The following is a 15697-nucleotide window of genomic DNA, read 5'->3' on the forward strand; positions in this document are numbered from 1 at the left end:
GCGGAGGCGGCAATGGGGAGTGAACGACGCGTGACGAGCGACGCGATAGAAAGCGTCGCCGATTACATGAGCATGATCGGCACCGCGAAGGATGCGACCGCTTCGCGGCTGTTTCGCGGCCAATGCAATGTCGGCTGGCCGCTCGTGCCGAGCATCGCCAGGCAACGCGCGTCGCCCGACGTGGAGGCGCGCATGCTCGACGAGTTCATGCGGCGCGCGCTGCCGCACCTCGACCCGGCGCCGAATCTCGACGCGTGCGACTGGCTTGCGCTCGCGCAGCAGCACGGGATGCACACGCGATTGCTCGACTGGTCGGGCAATGCGCTGGCGGCGCTATGGTTCGCGGTCAGGAACGCGAACGGCACCGGCGACGACGGGGTGGTGTGGTGCCTGTCGTACGACGCGGACGACATCGCGATGGCCGGCGAGCGGCGCGCGCCGCTCGAGGTGACTCGCACGAAGGTGTTTCGGCCGCGTCACGTGATGCCGCGAATCACCGCGCAGGACGGCTGGTTCACGATTCACCGCTACGATGCCGGCGCGCGGCGCTTTCAGCCGCTCGACGAGGATCCCGATCTGGCCGGGCGGCTCACGCGCATCGTCGTGCCGGGCGAGCGCTTTGCCGCGATCCGTCGCCAGCTTGCCGGCGTTGGCGTGAGTATCGGTACGATCTTTCCGGACCTCGACGGCATTGCGCAACTAACGGTCATCCGCTTTTTTCCCGACGACGAGGATACGCATGCGCCGCGATGAGCGCGGCGGTATGGCCTGCGTGTCTACAGGGACGTGAGCGCGCTCATGCCCGGCAGGCGGGTTTGACGTGCCATCCGCATTCGTTGTCCGATCGCCGGGAATGGCTGCGCGCGGCCGGTGGATGCGCCGAGCGCCATCCTTCGGGCATGCCGGGCGAATGCGCAAACCGGGCGATCCATCAAGCGCCAGCGGCCCGCATGACGTGCGGTGCGGGTCAGCCCGCGCGCCGCGCGAACCGATGATTTTTCAAGCGCTTGTCATTTCGGGCGCGTCGCGTTGCCGGGCGACGGGCCGCGGCTGCCGGCCGCCGCGCCCGCGCATCGCCATGCGGCCGAGGAACGGCGCATGCTGCCCGTGACGACGAAGCCCGGCGGTTCCGGGTATCGATTACGGTGCTCACATGACTTCCAGAACACGTTCGAACAACCCGCTGTTGAATCTTGCGGTGGCCGTCGCGTGCGGGGCGGCGGCAATGTATTTCCTCGATCCGGCGTCGGGCAGGCGGCGGCGCGCCTATGTGCGCGACAAGGCCGTTGCCGGCCAGCACGGCGTGGCCCACTACGCGAGCACGCAGGCAAAGCGCGCGGCCGACCGTGCGCGTGGCACGATTGCCGGGCTGCGCGCCGACTGGCTCGCCGGCGACGCGGACGATGCGCAAGTCGCCGAACGCGTGCGCGCCGCGCTGGGCCATCTGGTCGGCCGTCCGCGCGACGTCGACGTGACGGTCGAGCATGGACATGTGCGCTTGAGCGGGCAGGTGGAAGAAGCGGAACGTCATGCCGTCGTCGACGGCGTGGCCGGACTGCGCGGCGTGCAGACCGTCGAGGACGCGATGGGCGCGCGCAGCGAATACAAGGCGCCGCCCGGCAGCCCGATGCACTGACGCTGCGCGGCGGCGTGCCGCGCGGCTGCGGCGCATGTCGGCGGCGCGGCCCCCGGCCGCTGCCGGCCGGCAATTTCCGCTACGGCGCGCGTACGCCGAACGCGGGCATCGACGCCGAGGCCAAATGGTCGCGGCCCGACTACGTTGCGCCGCCCGATGCGGCGCCCCATCCGGAGAAAAGCTGATGGCCGAACGCCTGCCCCACGATGTGACGCCTCCCCAGACAGAGCCCGATGCGCACGACGCGCTCGAACGCCTGCTCGGCAGCCTGCACCGGCACGGTTTCCTGCGCTTCGCAAACGATGTCGTAAGCGCGAACGCGCGCATCGCGGAGGTGCTGGTCGGCGCGCTCGACAAACCCGCCACGCAAAGCGGCGTGCAGAACCTCGCAATGCTGGTGATGGCGTTGTCAAGCATCCCGCCTGAGCAGTTCGGCAAGACGATGTTCGCGGCAGCCGATGCACTGCGTCACGTCGGCGCGTGGGAGCCGTCCGAACACGAGCATGCGGCGCCTGGCGTGAGCGGCGTTTATCGGCTGCTGCACGACGAAGCGTTGTGGGATGCGCTTGCACCGCTGCTCGAAGGGTTGAAGGTATTCGCCCAAGGCCTCGCGCGGGAACCGGAGAAGCCGATCACCGCGTTCAGCGGGAAGCCGACCGACGCGTGACGCGGCTGCCCGCCGACATCTCCTGCGCGTGAATCAGGCTTGCGATCCGCTGCACGATCCGCTGCGTCGGCGCGCTTGCGGGCCAGCGCGATACCGCGTCGAGGTGCGCCCAGCGGCACAATGCGATCTCGTGGCCCGGACACGCACGGCGGCCGGGCGGCAGCATCGCGACGAACACATGATGACGCTTGACGCTGCCGTCCACGTAGAAGAAATAGGCGAGTTCGAGATCGACGAGCCCGGTCTCCTCCCGCAATTCGCGATGCGCGGCGTCGAGCGCCGATTCCCCGCGCCGGATCACGCCGCCGGGCAGCGTCCATCGCGACGTCGGCCGGCGTGCGACCAGCAGCACGCGATTGTTGCGGTGGCACACGATCGTCGCGCGCTCCTTCGCGAGCGGGGCCAAAGGCACCGCGCGCACGGGGAAGTCGGACGGGTCGGGGAGTGTCATGCCGGGCAGGCGGCGAAGAAGTGCGAGGTCCATGGCGACTGCTGTCGCAACCGGCGTGCCCGCGCGCGGCTGCCCGCCGTCCCGTCTCGTTGCGCGACGGCGGGCCGCGCTGCGCGCCGCGCATTCACGCGGCGCACGGGCGCTCAGGGCTTGGCTGGCGGCGTGTTGCCCGGCGACGCGGCGACGCTGTCGCGTGGCGCGCCTGCGCCCAGCTCGGCGCCTGTCACCGGATCGCAACGCGGGTCGGACGCGAGTCGCCGCGCCATTGCTTCGAGTGCCTGCGACTGCTGCGGCTCGACCGTGCCCTTCGCGGCGCCGTCGCCGCCATCAACCGCCGGCTCGCCGCGCCGCAGCGACAGCGAATCGCCGCGATTCCACGGGCCCGGCACCGGCTCGCCATCCTGCATCCGGAAGTACACGCGGTCGTACGGGGGCTTCGGCGGCAGCTTGCCCGGCGGGAAATTGCCGGTGATCGCATACAGCGCCTTCTCGAACGAGACCTGATGCGAGACCTCGCGCGTCATCAGGAAACCCAGTGCGTCGCGGATGCCCGGATCGTCCGTCACGTTGATGAGCCGCTCGTAGATGATCTTCGCGCGCGCTTCGGCCGCGATGTTCGAGCGCAGGTCGGCCGTCGGTTCGCCGATCGTGTCGATGTACGCGGAGGACCACGGCACGCCGCCCGAATTGGTCAGCGGCGCGCCTGCGCCGTACAGCACCTGCGTCACGTGGCTGTCGTTGCCCGCGCCGTGCAGCTTGCGGTAGAGCTCGGCCTGTTCGTCGACGGCTTCGGCGAGCTCGCCCTTCGCGCCGCGGTTCAACATCGCGGCCATCGAGCCGATGACTTCGAGATGGCTCAGTTCCTCGGTCGCGATGTCGAGCAGCATGTCCTTGCGACCGGGATCCTCCTCGGTGATCGCTTGCGTGAAATAGCGCATCGCGGCCGCGAGTTCGCCCTGCGGCCCGCCAAACTGTTCGAGCAGCAGGTTGGCAAGCCCCGGATTCGGCGCGCCGACGCGCACCGTGTACTGAAGCCGTGTGTTGTGGATGAACATGAATCCTCCGTTGAAGAAGTGGACGGCACCTGCGACGCAGGCAGAGCACGACGCGCGCCCATAGTGACGGCGTCGTGCGTTGCGAATGCACGCTTGCTTCCGTGCGCGCTGCGGCCGACGGGTCTGCGCCCGTGCGCATGGGCGAACGGGCGCCGGCCCCGCATCGGCGATGCCTGCATGCGACGCATCCGTCCGCGATTTTTCAACGCGTTGTCATTTCTGCCGGGGGCCTGCGCGCTCGTCATCGGCGAGCCGGACTGGCGCTCGTCGTCGCGCCGTCCGGCGACGTGCGATGTTGCTGCGTGTCGGATTGCTGCGACGGCTGTCGGCCGTCGGGTGTCTGCCGCTTGCCTTCGGCGGGATCGTGCGCGCTACGCGGCGGCGGCGTATCCGTGCCGCGACGCTTGCCTTCGGGGCCGGGTGTGCTGTCGCCGCGGTCCTGTCCTTGCGAATCGGTGTCGAGCGAAGTCGATCGTGTCATCGGGCGAGTGTCCTGTCGTGATGAGGGGCGCAAGCGCGACGCATCGGGCGTGCCGCCGCATGCGGGCGGCGCTTCGCACCACGACATGCCCGCCGGGCGCGACGTTTGCTTGCTCGCCCGCCCGAGGCCGGCGCGTGCAATGGCGCACGCGGTCCATGCCCGGGAGAATCTTCGATGTCCGATGCGACCCTGTTCCCTTTGTCCGTTCGTGAGCAATTGCGCGTGGTGTTCCGGCGTGCGTTCACGCCCGGGCAGCGCGGTGCGCAGGCGCGGAAAACCGACTTCGTCTGCTTCCCGGCACGCGCGGAACCGGCATTTGCAGCAGCCGGCCTGCCGGGCGGGCTCGCGCCGTCAATCGCCGTCGCGCGCGCGGGCGATGGCGGTGCCGACGGCGGCAGCGGCGGCAGCACCGGACAACGCCACCAGGACGACCGCGACACCGACGCGCCCGGCGGTGGCGGAGGCGACGGCCATCCGCACGACGATCGCGGCGGCCGCACCGGCGGCGATGGCGATGGCGACAACGGTGAAGGCGAGCGCAAGCGGCCCGGCAAGAAGCCGTTGATCATTCTGGGCGCGGTGCTGTTCGTGCTGGTGATCGCGGGGCTCGTGTGGTGGCTCATGACGCGCGATCAGGAAAGCACCGACGATGCGTATACCGACGGCAACGCGGTGGCCGTCGCGCCGCACGTGTCCGGCTATGTGACACGGCTCGCGGTCGACGACAACACCTTCGTGCATCGCGGCGACGTGATGGTCGAGATCGACCCGCGCGACTACCGCGCGCAGGTCGACGCGGCGCGCGCGCAACTCGGCCTCGCTCAGGCCCAGCTCGACGCGGCGCGCGTGCAGCTCGACATCGCGCGCGTGCAGTATCCGGCGCAGTACCGGCAAGCGCGCGCGCAGATCGAGTCGGCGGAAGCTGCGTACCGTCAGGCGCTTGCCGCGCAGGAACGGCAGCGCGCGGTCGATGCGCGCGCGACGTCGCAACAGGCGATCGACGCGGCCGACGCACAGCGTGCGAGCGCCGATGCGAACGTCGCGATGGCCCAGGCGCAGGCGCGTACCGCGAGCCTGGTCCCGCAGCAGATCCGGCAGGCCGAAACGGCCGTCGAGGAGCGGCGCCAGCAGGTGCTGCAGGCGCGTGCGCAACTCGATACGGCCGACCTGAATCTGTCGTACTGCGAACTGCGCGCATCGTCAGACGGCTGGGTCACGCGCAGGAACGTGCAACTGGGCTCATACCTGCAGGCGGGCGCGTCGATCTTCTCGATCGTCACTCCGCGCGTCTGGATTACCGCGAACTTCAAGGAGTCGCAACTGGAGCGGATGCGTATCGGCGATCGCGTCGACGTGTCGGTCGACGCGTATCCCGATCTGGACCTGCACGGCCACGTCGACAGCATCCAGCTCGGCAGCGGTGCGCGCTTCTCCGCATTCCCGCCCGAGAACGCGACCGGCAACTTCGTGAAGATCGTGCAGCGCGTGCCCGTGAAGATCGTGCTCGACGGCGCGCTGCCGAACAATCCGCCGCTCGGTCTCGGCTTGTCGGTCGAACCGACCGTGCACCTGAAATGACCGGCCACCGCGCGATGGCCCGCCATCACCGGAGCGATCCGATGCCTGACATCCATACGCCCGCCTCGTCACACGGAGCCCGCCCATGAACCGCCCGCCCGACCGCCCGGCATCGTCCGGCGGCGGCGCCTGGCGGCCGGCCGCGAATCCGTGGGTCGTCGCGATCGTCGTCACGCTTGCCGCATTCATGGAAGTGCTCGACACGACGATCGTCAACGTCGCGCTGCCGCATATCGCGGGCACGATGTCGGCGAGCTACGACGAGGCAACCTGGACGCTCACGTCCTATCTCGTCGCGAACGGCATCGTGCTGCCGATTTCGGGTTTCTTCGGGCGTCTGCTCGGCCGCAAGCGCTACTTCGTGCTGTGCATCGCCGCGTTCACCGTGTGCTCGTTCCTGTGCGGCGTCGCGACCAATCTCGGCGAACTGATCGTGTTCCGCGTACTGCAAGGGCTGTTCGGCGGCGGGCTGCAGCCGAACCAGCAATCGATCATCCTCGACACGTTCCCTCCCGAACAGCGAAACCGTGCGTTCTCGATCTCGGCGATCGCGATCGTCGTCGCACCGGTGCTCGGGCCGACGCTCGGCGGCTGGATCACCGATCATTTCTCGTGGCGCTGGGTGTTCCTGCTCAACGTGCCGATAGGCGCGCTGACCGTGCTCGCGGTGATGCAGCTCGTCGAGGATCCGCCGTGGCGGCGCGGCGCCGAGCGGGGGATATCGGTCGACTATATCGGCATCGGGCTGATCGCGATCGGGCTCGGCTGCCTGCAGGTCATGCTCGATCGCGGCGAGGACGAAGACTGGTTCGGCTCGAACTTCATCCGCATCTTCGCGGCGCTGTCCGCACTCGGGTTGATCGGCGCGACGTTGTGGCTGCTGCACACGAGGAAACCGGTGGTCGACCTGTCGTGCCTGCGCGACCGGAATTTCGCGCTTGGCTGCGTGGCGATCGCGACGTTCGCGGCCGTGCTGTACGGCAGCGCGGTGATCGTGCCGCAGCTCGCGCAGCAGCACCTCGGCTATACGGCCACGCTCGCGGGCCTCGTGCTGTCGCCCGGCGCGCTGCTGATCACGATGGAGATCCCGATCGTGAGCCGCCTGATGCCGCACGTGCAGACGCGCTATCTGGTCGGCTTCGGTTTCGTGCTTCTGGCGTGCGCGCTGATCTATTCGCGGATGCTGGTGCCGGACATCGACTACAAGCACCTGGTAATGATCCGCTGCGCGCAGTCGCTCGCGATCGGCTTCATGTTCGTGCCGATCACGACGCTTGCGTATCTGACCGTGCCGCGGCGGCTCAACGACGACGCGTCCGCGCTGTTCACGATGTTCCGCAACGTCGCGGGCTCCATCGGCATCTCGGTGTCGACCGCGCTGATCCGCGAGCGCACGCAGGCGCGCCTGGCGCACCTGTCCACGCACATGTCGCCGCTGTCCCAGAACTTTCAGGAGGCGCTGCAAGAGAATGCCCGCACGATCGGCGCGCTGTCGGGCGCGCCGCCGCCGGCCGCGCTACAGACCGCCACCGGCCGGCTGTACGAGACGTTCATCTCGCAGGCGACGATCCTCGCGTATATCGACGTGTTCGCGATCCTCGCGGTGTTCTGCGCGTGCAGCATTCCGCTGACGTTCCTGTTCTCGCCGGTGAAGGCCGCTCGCGGCGCGGGAGGGCATTGACGATGACGAAGCATCGACAGCGCGCTCGGCGCCGCGGGCATGCGCGGCAAGCACGCGGTCTCGCCGCGATGCTCGCGGTGTGCACGGCACTCACGGGCTGCACCGTCGGGCCGGATTTCAAGCCGCCGCACGCCGAGGTGCCGGCGAACTGGCATGATCTGCAGGCGCCGACATCGGCGGCTTCAGGCGCATCGGCGGCATCGACGCCCGGCGCATCCGCGCCATCGTCGCCGGTGACCAGCGCAGATCCCGACCCGCGCTGGTGGCGGGTGTTCGGCGACCCGCTGCTCGACCGGCTCGTCGAGCGCGCCGCGCATGACAACCTCGACGTGCAGGCCGCCGTGCTGCGTATCGCGCAGGCGCGGGCGCAGGTGCGCGCGGCCGCCGCGCAGGGCTTGCCCAACGTGCGCGCGAGCGCGAGCTACCAGCGCGAGCAGTTGGGCCTGAAAGGCCTCATTGAGGAACAGGGCATCGACCAGCGCGTGGACCGTCTCGGCGCACCGGGTTCGCCGCTCGACCGATACGGTCCGGGCACCGGTGCGAGCGTGCAGCAGGGCGCTCGGGGCGCAATCGATGCCCTCGAGGCGCCGGTCAACCTGTGGCAGGCCGGATTCGACGCTTCGTGGGAACTCGACCTGTTCGGGCGTGTGCGCCGCTCGGTCGAATCGGCCGGCGCGCAGGCAAGCGCGGCGGTCGCGAGCCGTGACGACGCACTGTTGTCGCTCGAGGCCGAAGTCGCGCAGACCTATCTGCAACTGCGCGGCGCCGAAGCGCAGCGCGCGCTGGCCGACGAACTCCAGCGCGCGCAGCGCGATTTGCTCGACCTCACGCGCGAGCAGGCCGTGCACGGCCTTGCGAGCGACCTCGATGTACGCAGCGCCGACGCGCGGCTCGCGCAGATCCGCGCGCAGCTGCCGCAATTCGACCAGCAGATCGCGTTGCTTCGCAATGGCCTCGCGTACCTGGTCGGGGGGCCGCCGGGTGCGCTTGACGACTGGCTCGACGTGCCGCGCGCATTGCCGGGCGTGCCGCCCGCCGTGCCGGTCGGACTGCCGTCGACGCTCGCGCGGCGGCGGCCCGATATCCGCCGCGCGGAGGCCGACCTGCATGCGGCGACCGCCGATGTCGGCGTCGCCGTCGCGCAGTTCTATCCGGACATCTCCCTGACGGGGCAGGTCGGCCTGCGCGCATCGCACGTTCGCGAACTCGCGCACTGGTCCCATCTGTTCTACGCGTTCGGGCCGGCCGTGTCGCTGCCGATTTTTTCGGGCGGGCAACTGGTGTCGAACCTGCGGCTGTCACGGGCGCGGCAGGCCGAAGCGGCGCTGGCGTACCGGCAGGCGGTGCTCGTCGCGCTGCGCGACGTCGACAATGCGCTGGCTGTCTATCGCACCGACCAGACGCGCGCGGCGGCGCTCGACGACGCGGTGACGGCCGAGCGCAGCGCGCTGGACCTCGCGCGCGATCGTTACCGGAAGGGGTTGTCGCCGTTTCTCGATGTGCTCGACGCCGAGCGGCAATGGTCGGAGGGGCGGCAGCAGGCGGTGCAGGGCGCGTTGCAGACGACGACCGATCTGGTCGCGCTGTACAAGGCGCTGGGTGGCGGCTGGCGAACGAGCGGCCCTGCGCCGGGAGCGGCTACGGTCGGGGCGACGTCGCCGTCGCAGACGGTCCACGCACCTTAGCCGCGACGAAGTGACCGGCGCGCGAGGCCGCGCTTACCGGCACGCGCGCGAAAACAGCAGTGAATCCGCGTCGTTGAAGCGAATCCGCACCGGATCGACATACCCGGCCTTCTGCGCGACGCGTATCGACGCGACGTTGGTCGGTGCGATCAGGCACACGCTGCGCTCGAACCGGTGCTGCATATCGAGCCAGCCGAGCGCATGCGACAACGCTTCGATGGCATAGCCCTTGCCGTGCGCCCAGCTGGCGAGCGCCCAGCCGGCCTCCGGCACGCCGCGAATCGACGGCTCGACTGCACGGTGGAAATCGGCGAAACCGAGATCGCCGACGTAGCGGCCCGACGCCTTCTCGCGAATCGCCCAGTAGCCGTAGCCGAGCAGCGGCCACAGCCCGCGATACGCGAGCAGTCGCATCCACGAGTCGCGTGGCGCCGACGGCTTGCCGTTGAAGATGTGCGCGACGACGGCCGGCTCGGCCCACATCGCCGCGAGCGCGTCGAAGTCGCCGAGCGGGTGGCCTTCGAGGGTCAGGCGGGGGGTATCGAGAACCGGCGGAGACGTGACGGGCGGCAGGGCGCTGGGTGTCATCGGGCGTTCCATGAAGAAATGGAAGGCGGCGCAATGCACCGCGCTTGGGTCCCGTACGATACCGCGGAAACCGCGGTGCGGCCGCAAATCCCCGTCTGCAGCGGGGAATGCGACCGCATCGTCCGGCCTGCCGCCGTCCGACGATTCAGGCGCGAGCCGGCGGCCTCATGGCGGCGTCGCGCCCGTGCCCGGCGATTTCTACTTGCGGCTCTTCAGGAAGCTGCGCCCGTGCGCGGTGATCGACGCGCCGGATCGGCCGTTCGCGGCCTGGCTGACGAAGCCCGCGCCGACGAGTTCCTGCTCGACCGACCAGCCGAGTGCCGGCGCATCGCGGCCGTAGCGGACATCGGCGAGGCGCTCGAGCGCCCAGATCGCGGAGGCTGACAGGTTGGGGGTGTTGGACGTGACGTTGTCGTTCATCGCTTCCTCGGAGAGTGGTGATTCGGAGTGAACGGCACGAGGCCGTGGGATCGGGCTGACGCAGCGTCAGCCTGCCTGCAGCAACGGCAGCAGCGCCTGGAGCGCGGCGTCTTCGTCGGGGCCGGTGGCGAGCACCTGCGCCGACGTGCCGCCATGCATCTGTAGCGCCGCGATGGCCGTCGCGTCCTTCGCGCTGCCGCTGAGCCCGTTGGCCAGCAGCAGGATGTCGCTTTCGAAGCGGTGTGCCGCCGCGACGATCGCATCACGCGACGCGATCGCACGGCCGCGGTTCCAGGCGGGGCCGATTTCAACGTAGACGACGGTTGCCACGATGTGGATCAGCCTCGGGGAAAGTTGCCGGAACGGCGTGCAACGGCCGGCCGGCAGCACGGCGGAACCGCGCGGAGCGCGGTTTTCCGACGGGGCGCCGGGCGTTGTACGCCAGGCGTCGGCGCGTCATTCATCTCGAACATGTCGACATCCTCAGCGAAACCGCCATCAAGTCCGGCGAATGATCGAAAGTTGACGATTATAATACAGCCGCGTGTTTATGTGAATTGCATTATAATGTCGTGTGCGTGACGTGCTGTCCGGCCGCTTTGTCGACGGGGCAGTGCCGCGCGCGGTCCGGGTCACGTGCTTGTGTGCCCGGCATTTTTTATCGATTGACCCGAACTCCCAACGAATGGAAGCTGCAATGAACGCCGCCCCCGCCTGCCCGCAATGCGCGATGGAAAACACCTACCCGGATGGCACGCTGACCGTGTGCGCGGACTGCGGCCATGAATGGTCGGCTGGCGCCGGCGCCGAAGCGGGCGACGAACCGGCGGGCGACGTCGTCAAGGACGCGAACGGCAACGTGCTGTCGGACGGCGATTCGGTCGTGCTGATCAAGGATTTGCGCGTGAAGGGTTCGTCGATCACGCTGAAGATGGGCACCAAGGTGAAGAGCATTCGCCTCGTCGGCGGCGATCACGAAGTCGATTGCAAGACCGACATGGGCGGCTTCATGCTGAAGGCCTGCTACCTGAAGAAGGTATGACCGCACGCGGTACGAGCGACTCTCCGATCAACCGGGCCTGTCGAGCATGAGCGAGGATCGAATTTCCTATGACGCGTTCCTGCAGTTCCTGGCGGCTCCGTTGAACGACGGCCGTCCGTTCGTGCTCGAGACGAAGCACGCGGTATCGCTGCATTTCGACCACTTCGGCACGCAGAGCTTCATGTCGCTGAAGGATCCGGTCAGGCTCGAACTCGGCTATACGCGCGTGATGATGGGTTTCCTGCTGCTGCAGCCGGCGCCCGCGCGTATCTGCATGATCGGGCTCGGCGGCGGATCGCTGGCGAAGTACTGCTACCGGCACCTGCCCGACACCGCGATCGACGCGGTCGAGATCAACCCCGACGTGATCGCGCTGCGCGACGTGTTCAGGATTCCGCAAGACGACGCGCGCTTCGCGGTGGTCTGCGCCGACGGCGCCGACTACGTCGAAAGGCCGGACGTCCAGGCGGACGTGATTCTGCACGACGCGTTCGTCGCCGACGGCATGCCGGGCCGCTGCACGGGCACCGCGTTTCTTGACGCGTGCCGCGCGCGGCTGAGCGAAACGGGCGTACTCGCGATCAATTTCATGGACGACGATCCGGCATTGCCGCGGCATCTCGAGCAACTGCGCGCGGTGTTCGACGATTCGTTCGCGCTGGTGCCGTGCGGTGATGACAACAACTTCATCGCGTTCGCATGGAAGAACGGCAACCCGCTGCCGTCGCTGCGCGTCTTGCTTGAGCGCGCGCTGGGGTTCGGCTCGGCGGGCGTGCTCAAGCTGTCGTCCACCGCTCGACGCATGAAGGCAGGGGAATGCATCGATCCGGCGCGGCTCGTCTGGCGCGCGCGCGAACATCCGAGATGGGAAATCTGCGCCTGACGGCGCCGCGGGTTCGACCGCGTGTACTTCTTCCGTTACTTCACCCGCTTGCCGATCGCGCTCTTGGTCTTGTACGTGACGCCGTGTTTGTCGAGATACTCGCGGATCAACTGACGCACGACTTGCGACGGTGTGAGATCCTGCTCCGCGCAGAGCATTTCGAACGCTTCTTTCTTGGCGGGATCGATCAGGACGGTCAGGCGGGCGGTTTTCGTTTCCATCGGGATGGCAGGGGTGGTTGATATGTTAATCAAATTATAATCCATGCGCTTTCGGCGCCATATCCGGATGTGTCATGCCAGTGCGTGCGCCGGGTCAACGCAGGTGTTCCAGCCACGTGAACAGGTCGTCGATCACGAGCAGGGCGGCATATCGCCACATGTTTGAGGCCGATCGTGCCGGCAAGCCACCGATGAACAGCGACGCGAGCATCGCCGCGCGTATCGTCAGTCTCGAACGGTTGGCGATTGCCGCATGCGCACCCAAGTCGATGCGTCGACCGGGTTCAGTAGAACAGCTTGTCGAGCTCGGTTACGATGCCGGTCACTGGCGCGAGGCGGCCGCGCGCCGGGAAGCCTCGGATTGCTCGAATCATATGGAAAACATGATAACAAGATTATCATGCTCTGTTGGTTGCATTGGGCTTTAAGTACAATATCGACCGGGCCTGCCGGCTCCGGTTTGCCCGAGTGGCTCCGTTGTCGTCCGCGCGGCCGGGTGCTCGGCTGCTTCCGTTTCCACACGGCGCGTATGCACCGTCACTGCGGTGCTGCTGGTCGTCACTTCGCCGTTACTACATAGCCACCTCGCTATTCGCCTCATGACCCCGATCAAGTTCGTTCTCCGCTACACGGCGATTCCTTTCGCAGCCATCGTGGCCGTCGTGGTGTGGGCAGTCGCGCCGTCGTCGAAGGAGGTCGACGCGCGGCAATATGCGGCGCTGTCGCGCGGATACGCGAGCTTTCCGCTACCGTTTCGACATGAAATCTCGGAAGCGATGGAGCAGGGCCGGATCAGCGACCGGCGTTACCAGACGCTCGTGCGCGATTCGCTGGGTAACGGCGTGGCGCTGGATTGGCCCGCATCGGGCGTTGCCGACGTCGCTGCCGAGCGGCAAAGACTGGCCGAACTGCTGAAGGCCGATTCCGGCCTGGAGGAACATCAACAATGAAGATTGCGCTGGTTTCGGTGGCTTTCGTGATGATTATCGGAAGCCTGGTTTTCGCGCTGTATTTCATGAATCACGACCGGGGCGGCAGCAAGCGGATGGCGTGGTCGCTCGCGGCGCGCGTCGGGCTGTCGATCACGCTGTTTCTGTCGCTGCTGATCGCATACCGGCTCGGGTGGATCGAGCCGACGGGGCTGCCGATCGGGCGATGATGCGCGGCATTCGCCGTCGCGGTCGCAGCACGAGGTATTGCCGACTGAAGGATTGCCGCTGGCATCCGTTTCAGTCTCCGCGTGATCGGCAAGCCGTCAAGATGCCGCGCAGCAGATCGATCGGCGGCGGCGGACATCCAGGAATGGTTACATCGACGGGCAGGACTGACGAAACAGGGCCGCACACGGCGTAGCTGTCGACAAACATACCGCCTGTGCACGCGCACTCGCCGGCTGCGACAACCAGCTTCGGCGCCGGCGTCGCCTCGTACGCGGCGAGCACGGCTGCCTTCATGTTCAGCGTGACCGGGCCGGTCACGAGCAGCAGGTCCGCATGGCGCGGGCTCGCGACGAATTTGATTCCGAGCCCTTCGATGTTGTAGTACGGGTTGTTCAGTGCATGAATCTCCAGTTCGCAGCCGTTGCACGAACCGGCGTCGATCTGCCGGATGCACAACGCGCGGCCCAGGAGGTCGAGAATGTCCTGCCGAATCTGCAGTGCCTCATGTCGCCAGGTCGCTTCGGCGGTCGGCACGGGCTCGTCGGGAAAATCGGTGCGCGCGAATTGACGGATGAGTTGCCACATTAGAGATCGTGCCCCGCGTAGTTCAGGTTGAACGATTTATTGATCAGCGGGAAATCGGGAACGATGTTGCCGATAATCGCGTGCTCGAGCGCGGGCCAGTTCTGCCAGGACGGATCGTGGCAATGGCAGCGCGCGATGGCATCGCCCGATGCCGTCTCGAGCGCGACGAATACGTCGCCGCGCCAGCCTTCCACCCAGCCGATTCCCCTGGATGGCGCCGCCGCGGGCGTGACGCCGATGGCGATCGGCCCTTCCGGAAGATTCGCCAGCAGCACGCCCATCAGACGCAGCGATTCGTCGATTTCGGCAAACCTCACGGCGACCCGCGCGGCGACGTCGCCGCGCGGGTCGCTAACCGCCTTGACGGCCAGGTCGCCGTAAGGGGCCGGTCGCAGGTTCGCGCGCACGTCGAACGTCTGGCCGCTGGCGCGGGCGGCCATGCCGCGCACGCCAAAATGTGCGACGACGTCGGCATTCAATCGGCCGGTGCCGAGAAACCGGTCCTGCAGCCCCGACTGGTCCTCGTAGATCTTCCGCATCACGTGTACTTCGCGCGCGATGTGTTCGCACTGTTCGGTGAGGGCTGCCGCGTCGTCGGAACGAATGTCGACGGCTAGTCCGCCCGGCACGATCCGATCCATCAGGTATCGATGCCCGAAGATCCCGCCGTTGGTCCGAACCCAGTTCTCCTTGAGCCGCGAGAACTGCGCGAGACCGAACGCGAATCCGGCATCGTTGCCGAGCGCGCCGAGGTCGCCGAGGTGATTGGCGATGCGCTCGCGCTCGAGCAGGAGTGCGCGCAAGTACAGCGCACGCGCCGGCACCGCGGTGCCGCACGCCTGCTCGAGTGCCATGCAATAGGCCCACGAGAACGCGACGGTCGAATCGCCGGCGACCCGGCCCGCAACGCGATGGCCTTTCGACGCGGCCGTCCGTTCGAACAGCCGTTCGATGCCGCGATGCACATAGCCGAGCCGCTCCTCGAGCCTCAGCACCTTCTCGCCGACAACCGAAAATCGGAAATGACCCGGCTCGATGATGCCGGCGTGAATCGGTCCGACCGCGATTTCGTGCACGCCGTCGCCGGCAACCTGCACGAACGGATAATCCGCTTCGTTCGATTCGAATCGCTCGGTTCCCGTTGCCCGCTTCTGCAGCGGAAAGTAGTCACCGGGCCAGTTGCCGTGATTGAGCCACGGGCGCATGTCGCGCGCGTCGCGCTCGCGCAGGCCGGTGAGGTCGAAAATTGCGCGCTGCATGCGCGTCGCAGCGGGAAACACGCCCGCGAGATCGGGATAGTCGCCGTCGGCGCGTGGTTGCGCCCCCGTCGCGAGACGCGCCCACAGGACGCCGTCGTCGCATTCGTAAGCCGCGTTGACTGAAAATATGCGCTCGGGCGATTCACTGCCCCACATCGCAACGAGCCGGCTGCGCTCCATGCGCGCGGTATGCGCGATGTCGAGCCATCGCGCTTCGTCGACGTCAACCACGGTAGCCGAAACCTGGCCTGCCTCGCGCGGGAGGCGAGTCGAGCCGTTCGCCTGAATCAAGTCGAGTCGCATCG

The 15697-nt window shown here is 67.8% G+C and carries 19 protein-coding genes; 10 read left to right on the plus strand and 9 right to left on the minus strand.

The features are described 5' to 3' along the window. The first annotated feature begins 12 nt into the window (after positions 1-12). The 3 genes from WI26_RS27775 to WI26_RS27785 all read left to right on the plus strand — a co-directional run bounded on the left by WI26_RS27775 (position 13) and on the right by WI26_RS27785 (position 2303). A complete protein-coding gene (locus WI26_RS27775) occupies positions 13-753 on the plus strand; it encodes an FRG domain-containing protein (RefSeq protein WP_059511458.1) in 741 nt (246 codons plus the stop codon). A 400-nt stretch (positions 754-1153) separates the two neighbouring features. Next, complete coding sequence (locus WI26_RS27780; protein ID WP_059540747.1) at positions 1154-1636, plus strand: BON domain-containing protein; 483 nt, start codon at positions 1154-1156, stop codon at positions 1634-1636. Positions 1637-1820: 184 nt separating this feature from the next. Further along, the gene (locus tag WI26_RS27785; RefSeq protein ID WP_069227992.1) at positions 1821-2303 is read left to right on the plus strand and encodes a hypothetical protein; all 483 of its coding nucleotides are present in this window, start codon (positions 1821-1823) and stop codon (positions 2301-2303) included. Here WI26_RS27785 and WI26_RS27790 read toward each other — a convergent pair. From WI26_RS27790 to WI26_RS27800, 3 genes are all read right to left on the minus strand, one after another. Further along, the gene (locus tag WI26_RS27790; protein ID WP_059511455.1) at positions 2278-2754 is read right to left on the minus strand and encodes an NUDIX hydrolase; all 477 of its coding nucleotides are present in this window, start codon (positions 2752-2754) and stop codon (positions 2278-2280) included. The two genes, WI26_RS27785 and WI26_RS27790, sit on opposite strands and share 26 nt — an antisense overlap. A 143-nt stretch (positions 2755-2897) precedes the next feature. Further along, on the minus strand, positions 2898-3809 hold the full coding sequence (locus WI26_RS27795; protein ID WP_069227993.1) for a manganese catalase family protein: 912 nt from the start codon (positions 3807-3809) through the stop codon (positions 2898-2900). 241 nt (positions 3810-4050) lie between these two features. Next, a complete protein-coding gene (locus WI26_RS27800; protein WP_059511453.1) occupies positions 4051-4290 on the minus strand; it encodes a hypothetical protein in 240 nt (79 codons plus the stop codon). Positions 4291-4464: 174 nt separating this feature from the next. On the opposite strand from WI26_RS27800, the gene WI26_RS27805 reads away from it, so the two are divergent. From WI26_RS27805 to WI26_RS27815, 3 genes are all read left to right on the plus strand, one after another. Then, a complete protein-coding gene (locus WI26_RS27805; RefSeq protein ID WP_069227994.1) occupies positions 4465-5868 on the plus strand; it encodes an HlyD family secretion protein in 1404 nt (467 codons plus the stop codon). Positions 5869-5953: 85 nt separating this feature from the next. After that, positions 5954-7549, plus strand: a complete 1596-nt coding sequence (locus WI26_RS27810; protein WP_069227995.1) for a DHA2 family efflux MFS transporter permease subunit — start codon at positions 5954-5956, stop codon at positions 7547-7549. Between the two features lie 2 nt (positions 7550-7551). Then, a complete protein-coding gene (locus tag WI26_RS27815) occupies positions 7552-9234 on the plus strand; it encodes an efflux transporter outer membrane subunit (RefSeq protein WP_069227996.1) in 1683 nt (560 codons plus the stop codon). A 33-nt stretch (positions 9235-9267) separates the two neighbouring features. Here the strand turns inward: WI26_RS27815 and WI26_RS27820 are convergent, their stop codons facing one another. The 3 genes from WI26_RS27820 to WI26_RS27830 all read right to left on the minus strand — a co-directional run bounded on the left by WI26_RS27820 (position 9268) and on the right by WI26_RS27830 (position 10572). Then, positions 9268-9822, minus strand: a complete 555-nt coding sequence (locus WI26_RS27820) for a GNAT family N-acetyltransferase (RefSeq protein ID WP_230951633.1) — start codon at positions 9820-9822, stop codon at positions 9268-9270. Between the two features lie 198 nt (positions 9823-10020). Further along, positions 10021-10242, minus strand: a complete 222-nt coding sequence (locus WI26_RS27825; protein ID WP_059511448.1) for a hypothetical protein — start codon at positions 10240-10242, stop codon at positions 10021-10023. A 66-nt stretch (positions 10243-10308) separates the two neighbouring features. Then, on the minus strand, positions 10309-10572 hold the full coding sequence (locus tag WI26_RS27830; protein WP_060021675.1) for an HPr family phosphocarrier protein: 264 nt from the start codon (positions 10570-10572) through the stop codon (positions 10309-10311). 367 nt (positions 10573-10939) lie between these two features. Here WI26_RS27830 and WI26_RS27835 point away from each other — a divergent pair, with 367 nt between their 5' ends. Both WI26_RS27835 and WI26_RS27840 read left to right on the plus strand, forming a co-directional pair. Then, positions 10940-11284, plus strand: a complete 345-nt coding sequence (locus WI26_RS27835; protein WP_031401187.1) for a zinc ribbon domain-containing protein YjdM — start codon at positions 10940-10942, stop codon at positions 11282-11284. 46 nt (positions 11285-11330) lie between these two features. Continuing rightward, positions 11331-12167: a hypothetical protein gene (locus WI26_RS27840; protein WP_059540731.1), complete on the plus strand. Its 837-nt coding sequence runs from the start codon at positions 11331-11333 to the stop codon at positions 12165-12167. 35 nt (positions 12168-12202) lie between these two features. Here WI26_RS27840 and WI26_RS27845 read toward each other — a convergent pair whose 3' ends face one another. After that, the gene (locus WI26_RS27845) at positions 12203-12388 is read right to left on the minus strand and encodes a ribbon-helix-helix protein, CopG family (RefSeq protein WP_059511445.1); all 186 of its coding nucleotides are present in this window, start codon (positions 12386-12388) and stop codon (positions 12203-12205) included. A gap of 599 nt (positions 12389-12987) precedes the next feature. On the opposite strand from WI26_RS27845, the gene WI26_RS27850 reads away from it, so the two are divergent. Both WI26_RS27850 and WI26_RS27855 read left to right on the plus strand, forming a co-directional pair. Beyond that, the gene (locus tag WI26_RS27850; RefSeq protein ID WP_059511444.1) at positions 12988-13338 is read left to right on the plus strand and encodes a hypothetical protein; all 351 of its coding nucleotides are present in this window, start codon (positions 12988-12990) and stop codon (positions 13336-13338) included. Next, a complete protein-coding gene (locus WI26_RS27855) occupies positions 13335-13547 on the plus strand; it encodes a DUF2909 domain-containing protein (RefSeq protein WP_059511443.1) in 213 nt (70 codons plus the stop codon). Before WI26_RS27850 ends, WI26_RS27855 begins: the two co-directional genes overlap by 4 nt. Positions 13548-13617: 70 nt before the next feature. Here the strand turns inward: WI26_RS27855 and WI26_RS27860 are convergent, their stop codons facing one another. Further along, positions 13618-14133: an NADH-quinone oxidoreductase subunit B family protein gene (locus tag WI26_RS27860; protein ID WP_069227997.1), complete on the minus strand. Its 516-nt coding sequence runs from the start codon at positions 14131-14133 to the stop codon at positions 13618-13620. Continuing rightward, a complete protein-coding gene (locus tag WI26_RS27865; protein WP_069227998.1) occupies positions 14133-15695 on the minus strand; it encodes an NADH-quinone oxidoreductase subunit C in 1563 nt (520 codons plus the stop codon). The genes WI26_RS27860 and WI26_RS27865 overlap by 1 nt, the downstream gene beginning before the upstream one ends. Between the last annotated feature and the right edge of the window lie 2 nt (positions 15696-15697).

The organism is Burkholderia diffusa (genome assembly GCF_001718315.1).
In the GTDB taxonomy this organism is placed as follows: domain Bacteria; phylum Pseudomonadota; class Gammaproteobacteria; order Burkholderiales; family Burkholderiaceae; genus Burkholderia; species Burkholderia diffusa_B.